This window comes from Streptomyces sp. NPDC045778 (genome assembly GCF_056431945.1).
This window is the reverse complement of the sequence record NZ_JBWKJZ010000018.1, coordinates 170913-185873: the sequence shown is the minus strand read 5'-3', so window position 1 is coordinate 185873 and position 14961 is coordinate 170913. Positions and strand designations below refer to the sequence as shown.

Annotated in this window: 12 protein-coding genes; 4 read left to right on the top strand and 8 right to left on the bottom strand. The window is 73.5% G+C overall.

The features are described 5' to 3' along the window. Positions 1-135: 135 nt before the first annotated feature. The gene (locus tag AC07GB_RS23680) at positions 136-1005 is read right to left on the bottom strand and encodes an ABC transporter permease (protein ID WP_478848530.1); all 870 of its coding nucleotides are present in this window, start codon (positions 1003-1005) and stop codon (positions 136-138) included. Positions 1006-1055: 50 nt separating this feature from the next. Next, positions 1056-3752, bottom strand: coding sequence for an alpha/beta fold hydrolase (locus tag AC07GB_RS23675; RefSeq protein ID WP_478848508.1), 2697 nt, complete (start codon positions 3750-3752; stop codon positions 1056-1058). A gap of 190 nt (positions 3753-3942) precedes the next feature. On the opposite strand from AC07GB_RS23675, the gene AC07GB_RS23670 reads away from it, so the two are divergent. Next, positions 3943-5154, top strand: a complete 1212-nt coding sequence (locus AC07GB_RS23670; protein ID WP_478848506.1) for a threonine synthase — start codon at positions 3943-3945, stop codon at positions 5152-5154. 13 nt (positions 5155-5167) lie between these two features. Here AC07GB_RS23670 and AC07GB_RS23665 read toward each other — a convergent pair whose 3' ends face one another. The 6 genes from AC07GB_RS23665 to iolC form a co-directional block, all read right to left on the bottom strand. Further along, a complete protein-coding gene (locus AC07GB_RS23665; RefSeq protein ID WP_478848504.1) occupies positions 5168-6583 on the bottom strand; it encodes an APC family permease in 1416 nt (471 codons plus the stop codon). 322 nt (positions 6584-6905) lie between these two features. Further along, the gene (mmsA, locus tag AC07GB_RS23660; RefSeq protein WP_478848528.1) at positions 6906-8408 is read right to left on the bottom strand and encodes a CoA-acylating methylmalonate-semialdehyde dehydrogenase; all 1503 of its coding nucleotides are present in this window, start codon (positions 8406-8408) and stop codon (positions 6906-6908) included. A 22-nt stretch (positions 8409-8430) separates the two neighbouring features. Continuing rightward, positions 8431-10308, bottom strand: a complete 1878-nt coding sequence (iolD, locus tag AC07GB_RS23655) for a 3D-(3,5/4)-trihydroxycyclohexane-1,2-dione acylhydrolase (decyclizing) (RefSeq protein WP_478848502.1) — start codon at positions 10306-10308, stop codon at positions 8431-8433. Beyond that, a complete protein-coding gene (gene iolB / locus AC07GB_RS23650; RefSeq protein WP_478848500.1) occupies positions 10305-11108 on the bottom strand; it encodes a 5-deoxy-glucuronate isomerase in 804 nt (267 codons plus the stop codon). The genes iolD and iolB overlap by 4 nt, the downstream gene beginning before the upstream one ends. 31 nt (positions 11109-11139) lie before the next feature. After that, complete coding sequence (locus AC07GB_RS23645; RefSeq protein WP_478848526.1) at positions 11140-12012, bottom strand: Cgl0159 family (beta/alpha)8-fold protein; 873 nt, start codon at positions 12010-12012, stop codon at positions 11140-11142. Positions 12013-12074: 62 nt separating this feature from the next. Next, positions 12075-13004, bottom strand: a complete 930-nt coding sequence (iolC, locus tag AC07GB_RS23640) for a 5-dehydro-2-deoxygluconokinase (protein ID WP_478848524.1) — start codon at positions 13002-13004, stop codon at positions 12075-12077. A gap of 189 nt (positions 13005-13193) precedes the next feature. Between iolC and AC07GB_RS23635 the strand changes: the two genes are divergently transcribed. The 3 genes from AC07GB_RS23635 to AC07GB_RS23625 all read left to right on the top strand — a co-directional run bounded on the left by AC07GB_RS23635 (position 13194) and on the right by AC07GB_RS23625 (position 14942). Beyond that, positions 13194-14111 carry a sugar phosphate isomerase/epimerase family protein gene (locus AC07GB_RS23635; RefSeq protein ID WP_478848498.1) on the top strand — a complete coding sequence of 306 codons (918 nt, stop codon included), beginning with the start codon at positions 13194-13196 and terminating at the stop codon, positions 14109-14111. Between the two features lie 278 nt (positions 14112-14389). Further along, a complete protein-coding gene (locus AC07GB_RS23630; protein WP_030687661.1) occupies positions 14390-14590 on the top strand; it encodes a helix-turn-helix transcriptional regulator in 201 nt (66 codons plus the stop codon). Positions 14591-14693: 103 nt separating this feature from the next. After that, positions 14694-14942, top strand: a complete 249-nt coding sequence (locus AC07GB_RS23625; RefSeq protein WP_478848496.1) for a heavy-metal-associated domain-containing protein — start codon at positions 14694-14696, stop codon at positions 14940-14942. Positions 14943-14961: the final 19 nt, after the last annotated feature.

Below are 14961 nucleotides of genomic sequence, written 5' to 3'. Positions count from 1 at the left end.
CGGTGAAGATTCGACACCTCCACCACACACGGGGGCCTTCGCCATGATCAAGCCCGGCCAGTGTCAACAACGCTCGTGATCAATACACCTAGGGCCCGCCCGGCTGTGCGGCCGGGCCGCCCGGCGGGCATGGCCCTAGGACACCACGTCCTTGCGCGCGAACCCGCGGAACGCGAGGGCGAAGAGCACCAGCGCGTACGTCACCGACAGGGCCGTGCCCTGGAGCATGCCCGACCACTCCGGAGTGGGCTGGAAGACGTCCGCCCAGGCGAACTGCCAGTGCGCGGGCAGGAAGTCGCGCCAGTCGCCGAGGGCGGTCACCGCGTCCAGGACGTTCCCCGCGATCGTCAGGCCGACCGCGCCGCCGACCGCGCCGAGCGGCGCGTCCGTCTTCGTGGAGAGCCAGAACGCCAGACCCGCGGTGACCAGCTGGGACGCGAAGACGTACGCGACGACGACGGCGAGGCGCCGCGCGGCCGTGCCCGCTTCGAGCACGCCGCCGGTCGGGATCTCCAGCGGCCCCCACCCGTACGCCATCGTGCCGACGGCGAGCGCGACCACCGGGAGCAGCGCGATCGCGGCGGCGCTCAGGCCGAGCCCCACCGCCAGCTTGGACCACAGGAGCCGGGCCCTGGGCACGGGCGCGGCGAGCAGATAGCGCAGGCTCGACCAGCCGGCCTCGGAGGCCACGGTGTCCCCGCAGAACAGCGCGACGGGGATGACGAGCAGGAACCCGGCCGACACGAACAGGCACGTCGCCGCGAAGTTCACGCCCGACGCCGTGGCCGTGTCCATCAGGGTCACCCGGTCGCTGCGCCCGCCCGGCGAACCGGCGACCGCGAACGCGAGGAGCAGCACGAGGGGCAGCAGGGCGAGGATGCCGCCCATGACGAGCGTGCGCCGCCGCTTGAGCTGGCGGACGGCCTCGACGCGCAGCGGCAGCGTGCGGCCCGGGCGGTAGCCGGGCGCGGTGGCCGCGCCCGGGTCCCGGGAGCCGTCGGCCACCGCCGCGCTCCGCGGCCCCTGGGGGGCCACCGTCGTGTCCTGTGGCGCCGTCACGCCGCACCTCCTCCGATCAGGGTCAAGAACGCGTCTTCCAGGCGCCGGTGCGGGCCCAGCGACTCCACCGGGACCTCCAGGCGGACCAGTTCGGGCAGCAGGGCCGCCCCCGAGGCCGCCGGGCCGCCGTCGAGGCGGACCAGGAGCCCGCCCTCGGCGCGGACCGCCGACGCCACGCCCGGCAGCGAGGCCACCTTCTCGACGAGCGGCTCGGGGACGTCCGCCGCGAGGCCGACGAGGAGCGTGTCCCCGGCGCCGACGATCTCGCCGACCGGGCCCGCCTGCACCAGGCGGCCGCGGTCCATGACGACCAGGTGCGTGCAGGACTGCTCGACCTCGGCGAGGAGGTGGCTGGACACGATGACCGTGCGGCCGCCCGCCGCGTACCGGATCATCACCTCGCGCATCTCGCGGATCTGGGGCGGGTCAAGGCCGTTCGTCGGCTCGTCCAGGATCAGCAGGTCCGGCAGGCCCAGCATGGCCTGGGCGATGGCGAGGCGCTGGCGCATGCCCTGGGAGTACGTCCGCACGGCGCGGGCGAGGGCGTCGCCGAGCCCGGCGATCTCCAGGGCCTCCTCCAGGTGCGCGTCCTGGGCGGGGCGCCCTGTGGCGCGCCAGTACAGCTCCAGGTTCTCCCGGCCCGACAGGTGCGGCAGGAAACCGGCGCCCTCGACGAAGGCGCCGACCCGGGACAGGACGGGCGCGCCGGGCCGGATGGCCTGGCCGAAGACGCGGATCTCGCCCGCGTCGGGGCGGATGAGGCCCATGAGCATGCGCAGGGTGGTGGTCTTGCCCGCGCCGTTCGGCCCGAGGAGGCCGAGGACCTGGCCCTTCTCGACGCGGAACGACAGCTCGCGGACCGCGTACCGGTCGGTGGACTTCGCGTACCGCTTGCTCAGGCCGGTGATCTGGAGCGGCACCTCGGCGAGGGCCGGGTCTGCCGCGGGTGCCGTGCCGCGCCTGCGGCCGATCAGGAGCAGGCCGGCCGCCACGGCCGCGCCGGTGAGCGGCAGCCACCACACCCAGGCGGGCAGCGGCGCCGCGGCCGTGTCCACGCCGGGGGCCGTCGGCACCTTCAGGCCGCTCTTCAACGCCACCGTGTACGCGGCCGGTTCGGCCGGTGAGGCATAGCCCAGGTCGGTGGCGGCGAACACCAGGCGCAGCCGGTGGCCCTTCTTCAGCTCGTGGTCGACGGCGGGCAGCCGCACGTCGAGGGTCCTGCCGTCCACGGCGCCGCCGATCCGCACCGGGGCGACGAGCTGCGCGGGCAGCACCTGCTGGCCGCCGCCGGGCCCCACGTCGTACACCTTCCCGAAGAGGACGGTGTCCGCGCTGTCGGACTTCACGCGCACCCGCACGGCGGGGGCTCCGGTGATCCGCAGGTCCTCGCTGAGGGGCTTCGACTCGAACGCGGCGTACTGCCCGGGGAAGTCGAGGGCGACGCCGATGCCAAGCGAGGAGAGCCGGCTCAGGCCGCCGCTGCCGCCGCCCGCCCCGCCGAGGCCCGGCAGCCCCGAGACGGCGGGCGGCGCGGCGCCCGCGGGGTTGTCGAAGGTCTGCGGGCGGCCGGCGAGCGGGACCTCGCGCAGGCCGCTGCCGAGCCCCGGATAGCGGTCGCCGCTCGCGCCGCGCAGCGTGGCGGCGCCGTCCGTGGAGTCGATGCCTCCGGTGCGGGTGACGCGGAAGGCGGGGCCGGTGTCGGCGCCCTTGTCGTCCTTGAGGTAGCGGTCGAACCACCGGGTGACACGGCCGGCGACCCGGTCGGTCTCGCGGTCGCCGCCGTCGTGGCCGCCCGCGATCCAGTCGACCGCGACGGGCGCGTGGTTGGCGCGGATCGCCTTCGCCATCGCGTCGGCCTGGTCGAGCGGGAACAGCGAGTCCCGCTGGCCCTGCACGATCAGGGCGGGCACCTTGATCCGGTCGCCGACGGCGGCCGGGCTGCGCTCGGCGAGCAGCGCGCGCGCCCGCGCGTCGGGCTTCCCCGCGACCGCCACGCGCTCGTACATCGCGCACAGCCGCGGCTCGAACTTGTCACAGCCGCCGCCCGCGCTCAGGAACATGCCGGCCCACTGCTTCTTGAAGACGCCCTTCGGGAACAGCGCGTCCGCCAGGTTCCAGTACGTCATCAGCGGGGCGATGGCGTCGACCCGGTCGTCGTACCCGGCGGCGAGCAGCGAGACCGCTCCCCCGTACGACGCGCCGGTGACGCCCACGCGCGGGTCGCCGTCCTTGTCGAGGAGGACCTCGGGCCGCTTCGCCAGCCAGTCGACGAGCCGCGACACGTCGGCGACCTCGCCCTTCGGGTCGTTGAGCCCGATGCGGCCGGTGGAGCCGCCGAAGCCGCGCGCGGACCACGTCAGGACCGCGTACCCGTCGCGGGCCAGGCGCTCGGCCTGCTCGCGCACGTCGGCCTTGCTGCCGCCGAAGCCGTGCCCGACGAGCACGGCGGGACGCCTGGTCCCGGGGTCGCCCGCGGTGAAGTACGACGTGTCGATCCGCACCTTCCCGCCCTGGCCGCCGCCGGTGGTGAGCGTCTGGTCGGTGCGGCGCACGGCGGGCGCCTCGTCCGACGCGAGCGCGGTCCACGTGCCCGCGCCGGCGAGCACGACGACGGCCGCCGCCGCGGCGAGGGTCCGCCGCGGCGCGCGCAGCGCCGCCTTCCAGGCTCCGGCCCGGGGCAGTCGTAGATCCATGCGTCAACGGTACGGGCGGTCACCGACAACCGACGCAGCCGCCGGTCGGAACCCCGCGCCCTCCCCGGGGAGTACGGGCGGCGGCCCGCGTACGTCCGGCGCGGTACGCGGGCCGCCGCCCGGCTGCGGGACGCGGCCCCGCCCGGCCGCCCGCCGCGCCGGATGTCAGGGGCGCCTACGCTGCTGACCCATGACATCCCTTGCCATCGGCCAGCGTTCGCTGGGTGACCCGTCCGTCCGCTTCCCGCTCTGGCCGCCGCTCACGGAGGGCTGTCCGGTCACGAGCACCGACGCCGTCGCGTACCCGGTGGACGTGGACTACGCCTACGACGAGGTTCCCGAGGGCTTCTTCGCGCCCGGGGCGGCCGCCGCGAGGCCGCGCGGGCACGAGCGCTGGGCGCCGCTCCTGCCGCCGTTGCGCGCCCCCTCCCTCGCCGAGGGCGGCACCCCGCTGATCCCCCTCGAGGACGGCGTGTGGGTCAAGGACGAGTCCCGCAACCCGACGTGGAGCCACAAGGACCGGCTCAACCGGATCACGGTGAGCGCGGCCGTCGGCGTCGGCGCGCCCGGCGTCGTCGTCGCCTCCTCGGGCAACCACGGCGCGTCGGCCGCCGCGTACGCCGCGCGGGCCGGCCTTCCGTGCGCCGTCCTCACCTCGCCGGACGCGCCGCCCGCCGTCGACGCGTTCCTGCGCGCGTACGGCGCCGCCGTGCTGCACGTGCCCACCGAGGAACGGTGGCCGCTGCTTCGCCGCGTCGTCGAGCGGACCGGCTACCACCCCGTCAGCAACCTCACGTCCGCCGCGCACACCGGGCACGGCTTCGGGCCCGAGGGCTACAAGACCATCGCGTACGAGATCCACGCCGAACTCGGCGCCCTGCCCGGCGCGGTGTTCGTGCCGACCGGCTACGGAGAGATGCTGTTCGGCGTCTGGAAGGGCTTCACCGAGCTGGTGCGGCTCGGCTACGGGGAGCGGGTGCCGCGCCTGTACTCCTGCGAGCCCGCCGCCGGCGGACCGCTCGCGGCGGCCGTGCGCGCCGGGGCGCCCGCCGCGCACGTCCCGGTCGCGGAGACCGCCGCGTACGCCATCGACTGCCCGGTCGGCGGCTACCGGGGCGTGGTCGCGCTGCGCGAGAGCCGGGGTTCGGCCCTCCTTGTCAGCGACGAGGAACTGGCCGCCGCGCGGGCGGAGCTGGCCAGGGGCGGGGTGTGGGCGGAGCTGTCCGCCGCGGCGGGGGTCGCGGGCCTGCGGCAGCTGGGCGCACAGGACCTGGAGGGCCCCGTGGTCTGCGTGTCCACGTCCAGCGGCTTCAAGGACCAGGGCCTCCTGGCGGGGGCCGGGGAGCGGGACGTGGTGGACCCGCAGGACTGGCCGGCGGTGGCGCGGCGGCTGGGGCTCTAGCCCCGGAGGGGGGCTACTCCGGCACGGTCACCAGCCAGCGCGTGGCCGTGCGCGGGCGCAGATAGCAAGCCCAGTACACCGTCGCGACGCCCACGATGCCCCCGGTCCACAGCAGGTACTCCACCTCCTGCTGGCTGAGTACGTACGCGAGGACCGCGATGAGCACCACCGGGATCCCGGGCCACAGCGGCATCCGCCAGGCCGGGGCGGCTCCGTGGCCGCCCCGGCGGGCGAGCAGCGCCGCCACCGCGACGAGCAGGTACATGCCGGTCACGGACACCCCGGTCACCCCGTACAGGGTGTCGAGGTTCACGAAGCACAGCGCGGCGCCGGGGACGCCGACCAGGAGGGTGGCGACCCACGGGGAGCCGAAGCGGCCCCCGAGCCGGGACAGGACCGCGTTGACCGGCTCGGGCCAGGCCTTGTCACGCGCGGACGCGAACAGGACGCGGGAGTTCTGGATGACCATGACGATGCCCGCGTTGATGATGGCGAGGGCCACGCACAGGCTGATGAAGGTGCCGACGCCGGAGCTGGACCAGGCCGTGACCATCGCGCCGATGTCGCCGCCGGTGAGCGTGGCCAGGTCCGGCGCGCCCAGGGTGATCGCGGCGACGGGCACGAGCAGGACGACCGCCGAGATGCCGAGGGTGAGCAGCACGGTGCGGGCCACGTTGCGGCGCGGGTCCTCCATCTCCTCGGAGAGGTAGACGGCCGTGGAGAAGCCCTGCGTGACGAAGAGGGCGATGGCGAGCCCGGAGACGATCAGCATCGCGGTGACGGTCTTGGTGCCGTCGCCGGAGCCGCCGGCGACGCTGAGGTCGACGAGGCTGCCCGCGCCGCGTTCGGCGTGCGCGAAGCCGAGGACGGCCACGACCGCGGCCGCGACCACTTCGAGGACCAGGAAGATCCCGGTGATCCAGGCGTTGGCCCGCAGGTCGAGCAGGCCCGCGAGGGTGGCGAGGAGCATCACGCCCGCGCCCGCGTAGGCGGGTTCGATCCGCACGAGGGGCGCGAGGTAGTCGGCCGTGCCCATGGCGATCACGGGCGGCACGATCATCACGACGAGCAGGGAGAGCACGAACACGAGCCAGCCCGCGAGCCGTCCGGCCATCGTGGAGACCATCGCGTACTCGCCACCCGCGCTGGGGATCAGCGTGCCCAGCTCGGAGTAGCAGAAGGCGACGCCCACGCACAGCAGCGCGCCGATCGCGATGGTGAGGGTGGTGGCGGTGCCGAGCGAGGAGAACAGGTCGGGCACGACCACGAAGAGCGTGGACGCGGGCGTCACGCAGGACAGCGTGAGCAGGGTGCCGCCGACGACGCCGATGGACCGCTTCAGCTTGCGGGGAGCAGCCGGGGACCCGGGGGATCCCTCCGCCACGGGGGCGGCCACGGACTGCGGCGGCGTGTGCAGCGTTTCGGTCATACGGGGATTCCGATCGGCTCGTACCAGAGGGGGGCGGCAGAGCGTCATGGAAACCCCCGCGTCAGGAAAACGTCAATGGCCGGTTACCTACGGAATCCGCACCCCTGGCGATCTTCAACTGACCGATGAATCGCAGACGTTGGCGACTATAGGTGGCAATTAGCCAGCCACTTTGCTGACTGACCTTTGATAGCAAGGTCGAATTTCGTTCTCGCCTTTCTCGCCCCATTCATCCCCTCCGTACGGGAACCGCAGGGGAGCGGCGAAAAAAGGAACGAAGCCGTCCGCGGTGCGGACGGCTTCGTTCGGTGGGGTGGAACTGTCAGTGATTGCGGGGGAACCCCAGGTCCACGCCCGCCGGGGCGTCCGAGGGGTCCGGCCAGCGGGTGGTGACGACCTTGCCGCGGGTGTAGAAGTGCGTGCCGTCGTTGCCGTAGATGTGGTGGTCGCCGAAGAGGGAGTCCTTCCAGCCACCGAAGGAGTGGTAGCCCACCGGCACCGGGATCGGCACGTTCACGCCGACCATGCCCGCCTCGACCTCCAGCTGGAAGCGGCGCGCGGCGCCGCCGTCCCGGGTGAAGATCGCCGTGCCGTTGCCGAACGGCGAGGCGTTGATGAGCGCCAGGCCCTCGTCGTAGGTGTCCACGCGCAGCACACACAGGACCGGGCCGAAGATCTCGTCCTTGTACGCGTCCGCCGTGACGGGCACCCGGTCGAGCAGGGACAGGCCGATCCAGTGGCCGTCCTCATGGCCCGGCACGGTGAAGCCGGTGCCGTCCAGGACGACCTCGCAGCCCTGCGCGGCAGCGCCCGAGACATAGGACGCCACCTTGTCGCGGTGCGCGGCCGTGATGAGCGGGCCCATCTCGGACGCCGGGTCGTTGCCAGGGCCGATCTTGATCTTCTCGGCGCGCTCCTTGATCTTCGCGACCAGCTCGTCGCCGACCGAGCCGACCGCGACGACGGCCGAGATGGCCATGCAGCGCTCGCCCGCGGAGCCGTAGGCGGCCGAGACGGCGGCGTCGGCCGCCGCGTCCAGGTCGGCGTCCGGCAGGACCAGCATGTGGTTCTTGGCGCCGCCGAGGGCCTGGACGCGCTTGCCGTTCGCCGAGGCCGTGGTGTGGATGTACTTCGCGATCGGGGTCGAGCCCACGAAGGACACCGCCGCCACGTCCGGGTGTTCCAGGAGCCGGTCCACGGCCACCTTGTCACCGTGCACGACGTTGAAGACGCCGTCCGGCAGGCCCGCCTCGGCGAGCAGCTCCGCCACCCGCATCGCGGCCGACGGGTCCTTCTCGCTGGGCTTCAGGACGAAGGTGTTGCCGCACGCGATGGCGAGCGGGAACATCCACATCGGCACCATCGCCGGGAAGTTGAACGGCGTGATGCCCGCGACCACACCCAGCGGCTGGCGGATCGAGGAGACGTCCACCCGGCTGGCGACCTGCGTGGACAGCTCACCCTTCAGCTGCACGTTGATGCCGCAGGCCAGGTCGACGACCTCCAGGCCACGCGCGACCTCGCCGAGCGCGTCCGAATGCACCTTGCCGTGCTCGGCCGTGATCAGCTCGGCGATCTCGTCGCGGTGGGCGTCGAGCAGCGCGCGGAACTTGAAGAGGACGCTCGTGCGCTGCGCGAGCGAGGACTGGCCCCAGCTCGCGTACGCGGCCTTGGCCGCGGCCACCGCCTCGTCCACCTCGTCCACGCTCGCGAAGGCCACCCGCGTGGTCACGGCGCCGGTCGCCGGATCGGTGACCGGGCCGTACGTGCCGGACGTCCCCTCGACGCTCTTGCCACCGATCCAGTGGTCGACGGTCTTCGTCATGCTGGTCATGCCAGGAATCCCTTCACAGCGGGCGGCGCCGGGCGGACACGTGCCGGTCGTACTCCTCACGGGCCTTGACCGCCGACGGGCGGGTCGCGATCTCGGCCACGGGCACATCCCACCACGCCTGCGCCGGGGGCGGGCCCGACACTGTGTCTGCCGTTTCCGTCTCCACGTAGACACATGTGGGGCCGTCCGCTTCGCGTGCTTCGCGCAGCGCGGCACGCAGCTCGGCCACGGTCCTCGCCCGCGTCACGGGCAGCCCCAGCGAGGCCGCGTTGGCGGCGAGGTCCACGGGCAGCGGGCCGCCCGTGTACGTGCCGTCGTCCGCCCGGTAGCGGTAGTCGGTGCCGAAGCGCTCGCCGCCGACGGACTCCGAGAGGCCGCCGATGGAGGCGTAGCCGTGGTTCTGCAGGATGACGACCTTGATGGGGATGTCCTCCTGCACCGCCGTGACGATCTCGGTGGGCATCATCAGGTACGTGCCGTCGCCGACCAGGGCCCACACGGGGCGCTCGGGCGCGGCCAGGGACACCCCGATCGCCGCCGGGATCTCGTAGCCCATGCAGGAGTAGCCGTACTCGACGTGGTACTGGCGCGGCGAGCGGGCCCGCCACAGCTTGTGCAGGTCACCGGGGAGCGAGCCCGCCGCGTTGACGACGACGTCCTCCTCGGTGACGAGCGCGTCGAGGATGCCGAGGACCTGCGCCTGGGTGGGGCGCGCGGCCGGCTCGTCCGCCGCGTACGCGGCGTCCACGCGCCGCTCCCAGCGGTCCTTGCCCGCCGTGTACCCGGCCACGTACGCGGCGTCGACGCGGTGGCCCGCGAGCGCCCGCGTCAGCGCCTCCAGGCCCGCGCGGGCGTCCGCGACCACCGTCGTGCCCGCCATCTTGTGGGCGTCGTACGCGGCCACGTTGAGGTTCACGAAGCGCACGCCGTCCGCGGCGAAGAGCGTGGCGGAGGCGGTGGTGAAGTCGGTGTAGCGGGTGCCGACGCCGATCACCAGGTCGGCGGCGCGGGCGAGTTCGCCGGCGGTGGCGGTGCCGGTGTGGCCGATGCCGCCGACGTCCGCCGGGTGGTCGTGGCGCAGGGACCCCTTGCCCGCCTGCGTGGACGCCACCGGGATGCCGGTCGCGTCGGCGAAGGCGCGCAGGGCGTCCTCGGCGGCGCTGTGGTGGACTCCCCCGCCCGCGATCAGCAGGGGCCGCGCGGCGGCCCGCACGGCCCGCGCCGCGGCCTCCACCTCCGCGGGGTCGGGGGCCTGGCGGCGCACCGTCCAGACGCGCTCGGCGAAGAACTCCTCCGGCCAGTCGAAGGCCTCCGCCTGCACGTCCTGCGGCAGCGCGAGCGTCACCGCGCCCGTGGCGACCGGGTCGGTGAGCACCCGCATCGCCTGGAGCGCGGCGGGGACCAGCGCCTCGGGCCGGGTGACGCGGTCGAAGTACGCCGAGACCGGGCGCAGGCAGTCGTTCACGGACACGTCGCCCGCGTAGGGCACTTCGAGCTGCTGGAGCACCGGGTCGGCCGGGCGGGTCGCGAAGACGTCGCCGGGCAGCAGCAGGACGGGCAGGTGGTTGATGGTCGCGAGCGCCGCGCCCGTGACGAGGTTGGTGGCGCCGGGGCCGATGGAGGTGGTGACGGCGTGGGTCGTCAGGCGCCCCGACTGCCGGGCGTGGCCGACGGCGGCGTGCACCAGGGCCTGCTCGTTGCGCCCTTGGTGGAAGGGCATCTCGTCGCCGTACTCCACCAGGGCCTGGCCAAGCCCGGCGACGTTGCCGTGGCCGAAGATGCCCCAGGTCGCGCCGATGAGGCGCCGGCGGGCGCCGTCCCGCTCGGTGAACTGCCGGGCCAGGAAGCGCACCAGGGCCTGGGCGGTGGTGAGCCGGACCGTGCCGCTCATCGGTATCCCTCCGTGTGGTCGGGGTGGAAGCAGATCTTCCATTCCCGTTCGTCGCCGGGGCCCGCCATGACGTTCAGGTAGTACATGGCGTGGCCCGGCTGGGCGACGGACGGGCCGTGCCAGCCGTCGGGCACCAGGACGGCGTCGCCGGAGCGCACCTCGGCGAGCACGTCGGTGCCGCCCTCGCGGGAGGGGAAGACCCGCTGGTAGCCGAAGCCGGACTCGCCCTCGATCTCGAAGTAGTAGATCTCCTCGAGTTCGGCCTCGACGCCGGGGCGGTGCTCGTCGTGCTTGTGCGGCGGGTACGAGGACCAGTTGCCGCCGGGCGTGACGACCTCCACGGCGATCAGGCGGTCGCAGTCGAACGTGTCCGCCGCCGCGAAGTTGCGCACCTGGCGGGCACAGGTGCCGCTGCCGCGGTGCTCGACGGGGACCTCCGGCGCGGGGCCGTAGCGGGCGGGGAGTCGGCGCTCGCACTTCGCTCCTGCCAGGGCGAAGCGGCCTCCCACGCCGGAGGCGATCTGGATGTGGGTATCGCGGGGAACGTAAGCGAAGTCACTCACTCCGCTGAACACGCTCTCCCGGCCCAGGAGTTCGATGATCTCGCCCTCCGCGTGCACCGTACAGCCGCCGGTCAGCGGGAGCACGATCCATTCACTCTCCCCGGTGGCGAAGGAGTGCGACCCGCCGGGCGGCAGTTCGACGACGCGCAGACTGGAGTAGGTCCAGGCGGCGCGTTTCGGGTCGATGGCGAGGGCGTACGGGCCCTCGGCCGCGCTTCCCCTCGGTACGTGCGTCATGCGGGCCTCCTGTCGGGTGCGTACGTCACGGCTACAGCAGCCCGACGGCCGTGTCGACCGCGCCCGCCACGTCCCCGTCCGCCGGGTACAGCAGCGTGCGCCCGGCCACCAGGCCGTACACAGTGGGCAACTGGAGGGCGCCGCGCCACTTCTCGAACGCGGTGTCGGTGTCCCCGGCGATGTCTCCCCCCAGCAGGACGGCGGGCAGCGTCGAGGTCTCCATGACACGCGCCATGTCGTCCGGGTTCTCGGTCACGGGCACCTTCAGCCAGGTGTACGCCGACGTGCCGCCGAGGCCCGAGGCGATGGCGATGGACCGGGTGACCGCTTCGGCGCTCAGGTCGTTGCGCAGACCGCCGGGCGACCTGCGGCACAGGAACGGCTCGACGAACACCGGAAGCTGACGCTCCGCCATCGCGTCGACCGTGCGCGCGGTGGAGTACAGGGTGGCGAGCGACCCGGGGTCGTCGTAGTCGACGCGCAGCAGCAGCTTGCCCGCGTCGAAGCCGAGCCGCTCCAGGTCCTCGGCCCGGTGCCCGGTGAACCGGTCGTCCAGCTCGAAGGCGGCGCCCGCGAGCCCGCCCCGGTTCATGGACCCCATCACGACCTTGCCGTCGAGCACGCCGAGCAGCAGCAGGTCGTCGAGGATGTCGGCGGTGGCGAGCACGCCGTCGACGCCGGGCCGGGACAGCGCGAGGCACAGCCGCTCAAGGAGGTCGGCCCGGTCGGCCATGGCCAGCGGGTCCTTGCCGACGCCGAGCGCGCCGCGCGCCGGGTGGTCCGCCGCGATGATCATCAGCCGCCCGGAAGGCCCGACCAGCGGCCGCCGCACCCGGCGCGCGGCGGCCTCGGCGACGGCTTTGGGGTGGTGGGCGCGGGTGCGCGCGAGCGCGGAAACGTCCACGGAGGTGCCGGGGGCGCTGGGGATGCCGGGGGCGCCGGAGGTACCAGGGGCGCTGGAGCGGCTCACCGCACGGCCCCCGCCTCAAGGGCCGCCTCGACCTCGGTCTCGTACGGCATCGCCGATGAGCACTCAAGGCGTGAGGCGACGATCGCCCCGGCCGCGTTGGCGTACCGGATCACCCGCGACAGCTCCCACCCTGCGAGCAGCCCGTGGCACAGCGCCCCCCCGAACGCGTCACCCGCCCCGAGTCCGTTGAGCACCGAGACCGGCAGTGGCGGCACCTCCGCCACCGCCCCCGTCCTGTCCATCGCGAGCACGCCCTTCGGGCCCTGTTTGACCACGGCAAGCTCGACCCCGGCCGCGAGCAGGGCCTCGGCGGCGGCGCGCGGCTCGCGCACGCCGGTCGCGACCTCCACCTCGTCCACGTTGCCGACGGCGACGGTCGCGTGCCGCAGCGCCGCCGCGTAGTGCGGGCGTGCCGCGTCCGGGTCCTGCCAGAACATGGGCCGCCAGTCGAGGTCGAAGACCGTGGTCCCGCCGGCCGGACGGGCGGCGAGCGCGGTCAGGGTCGCCTCCCGGCTCGGCTCCTCGCTGAGGCCGGTGCCGGTCATCCAGAAGATCCGCGCCGCCGCGATCGCGCCGAGGTCCAGCTCGTCCGCGCGGATCTCCAGGTCGGGGGCCTTGGGCAGGCGGTAGAAGTACAGCGGGAAGTCGTCGGGCGGGAACACCTCGCAGAAGGTGACCGGGGTCGGCAGGTCCGGCACCTCGGTGACCCACCGCGCGTCGACGCCGAACTCCCGCAGCCGGTCGCGCAGATACTCGCCGAACGGATCGTGCCCCGTCCGCGTGACCAGGCCGACGCGCCGCCCCAGCCGGGCCGCCGCGACCGCCACGTTCGCCGCCGAGCCGCCGAGGAACTTCCCGAACGTCGTGACCTGCGACAACGGCACCCCGGCCGCCAGCGGATACAGGTCAACACCGATCCGTCCCATGGTGATGACGTCGTACGGACCGGCGCCGGCGTCGGCGTGCGGATCCGGGTGCGGATCGGTCACCCTGCACATCCCTTCGTGGTGGCTCCCCCCAGGTCTAATCCCGCCCCAGGAACCCTGTCAACATTTTGTCCTTACATTCGGACTACTGCTTGACACTGTTCTCGGGGGACGGCGAGGCTTGCGGCCATGGCGCAGCAGACGAACATGTCAGGGATGTCCCGTATCCGGATCGGTTCGGCCCCCGACTCCTGGGGCGTGTGGTTCCCCGACGACCCCCGGCAGGTGCCGTGGAGCCGCTTCCTCGACGAGGTCGCCGCGTCCGGGTACGAGTGGATCGAGCTGGGCCCGTACGGCTATCTGCCGACCGACCCGGCCCTGCTCGCCGACGAGACGCGCCGGCGCGGCCTGAAGGTCTCGGCGGGCACCGTCTTCACCGGCCTGCACCACGGCCCGGACGTGTGGGACAGGACGTGGGAGCACGTGTCCGCCATCGCCGCCCTCACCCAGGCAATGGGCGCGCGGCACCTCGTCGTCATCCCGTCCTTCTGGCGCGACGACAAGACCGGCGAGGTCATCGAGAACTCGGCCCTCACGCCGGAGCAGTGGCGTCAGCTCGCCTCGCAGACCGAGCGGCTCGGCCACGAGGTGCGCGAGCGCTACGGCCTCGACATCGTCGTCCACCCGCACGCCGACACCCACATCGACACCGAGGAGAACGTCGCCCGCTTCCTCGACGCCACCGACCCCGCCCTCGTCTCGCTGTGCCTGGACACCGGCCACTACGCGTACTGCGGCGGCGACAGCGTCAAGCTCATCGAGACCTACGGCGAGCGCCTGGGATACCTCCACCTGAAGCAGGTCGACCCGGCCGTGCTCGCCGAAGTGCGGGCGCAGGACATGCCCTTCGGGCCCGCCGTCGCGCGCGGCGTGATGTGCGAGCCGCCCGCCGGGGTGCCCGCGCTCGAACCGGTCCTCGCGGCGGCCGCGAAACTGGGCACCGACCTGTTCGCCGTCGTCGAGCAGGACATGTACCCGTGCGCGCCGGACAAGCCGCTGCCCATCGCCCGCCGCACCCGCGCCTTCCTGCGCTCCTGCGGGGCGTGAGGCCCGCCCGGCCGCACCTTTACCCCCTCGGCGCGCGAACGCGCCCCCGACACGCCGGGCGCCCGCGCCGGTCAAGCGCGTCACGTAGGTGACAAACACTGCACTCTCGTCACACATGTGACACGTACGCGGGTTTCCCGTCACAGCCAGTCGACAAGCACTCCCCCATGGTCACTCTCCGTCGTTCACGGGGCACAGGCTGAGTGACGCCAGTGCCGCGCCCAGCTCCCCCGTCGGCCGTTCCGGCCGCCCTGGGTGCGCACAGGGAGGAGCCACTGATGACCGACCGCAGGCTCTGGTCGTACAAGGACATCGCCGCACACATCCGCGTCCAGCCGGATACCGTGCGCTCCTATCGCAAGCACGGTCTCCTTCCCGAGCCCGACCACGTCGAGGGCGGCAAGCCCTTCTGGTACGCCGACACCATCCGCGCCTGGGTCGCGTCCCGGCCCGGCAACCGCGCCCGCAAGGGCGAGTGACCCCCGCCTTGCCCCGTCACCCTCACCCCTCTTGGAAAATACCCCCTAGGGGTATAGTGTGGAGCACGTCGAACGTCACACACGTTTCACCGAGGAGAACGACATGACCGCCAACGCCCAGACCTCGCAGCCCGGCGCCGTCACCACCGTGTACGACGTGAAGGGGATGACCTGCGGCCACTGCGAGTCCGCGGTCAACAGCGAGATCTCCGAACTCACGGGCGTCAGCTCGGTCCAGGCGGTCGCCGCCACCGGCAAGGTGACGGTGGTCTCCGCGGCCCCGCTCGACGAGGAGGCGGTCCGCGCCGCGATCGACGAGGCGGGGTACGAGCTGGCGGGCACGGCCGCCTGAGCCGCCCCCTCCCGGCCAC

Excerpts from the sequence above, each read along its gene's own strand:
- AC07GB_RS23675 (WP_478848508.1), bottom strand. The coding sequence starts at position 3,752 with ATGGATCTACGACTGCCCCGGGCCGGAGCCTGGAAGGCGGCGCTGCGC.
- AC07GB_RS23670 (WP_478848506.1), top strand. The coding sequence starts at position 3,943 with ATGACATCCCTTGCCATCGGCCAGCGTTCGCTGGGTGACCCGTCCGTC.
- AC07GB_RS23665 (WP_478848504.1), bottom strand. The coding sequence starts at position 6,583 with ATGACCGAAACGCTGCACACGCCGCCGCAGTCCGTGGCCGCCCCCGTG.
- mmsA (WP_478848528.1), bottom strand. The coding sequence starts at position 8,408 with ATGACGAAGACCGTCGACCACTGGATCGGTGGCAAGAGCGTCGAGGGG.
- iolD (WP_478848502.1), bottom strand. The coding sequence starts at position 10,308 with ATGAGCGGCACGGTCCGGCTCACCACCGCCCAGGCCCTGGTGCGCTTC.
- iolB (WP_478848500.1), bottom strand. The coding sequence starts at position 11,108 with ATGACGCACGTACCGAGGGGAAGCGCGGCCGAGGGCCCGTACGCCCTC.
- iolC (WP_478848524.1), bottom strand. The coding sequence starts at position 13,004 with ATGGGACGGATCGGTGTTGACCTGTATCCGCTGGCGGCCGGGGTGCCG.
- AC07GB_RS23635 (WP_478848498.1), top strand. The coding sequence starts at position 13,194 with ATGGCGCAGCAGACGAACATGTCAGGGATGTCCCGTATCCGGATCGGT.
- AC07GB_RS23630 (WP_030687661.1), top strand. The coding sequence starts at position 14,390 with ATGACCGACCGCAGGCTCTGGTCGTACAAGGACATCGCCGCACACATC.
- AC07GB_RS23625 (WP_478848496.1), top strand. The coding sequence starts at position 14,694 with ATGACCGCCAACGCCCAGACCTCGCAGCCCGGCGCCGTCACCACCGTG.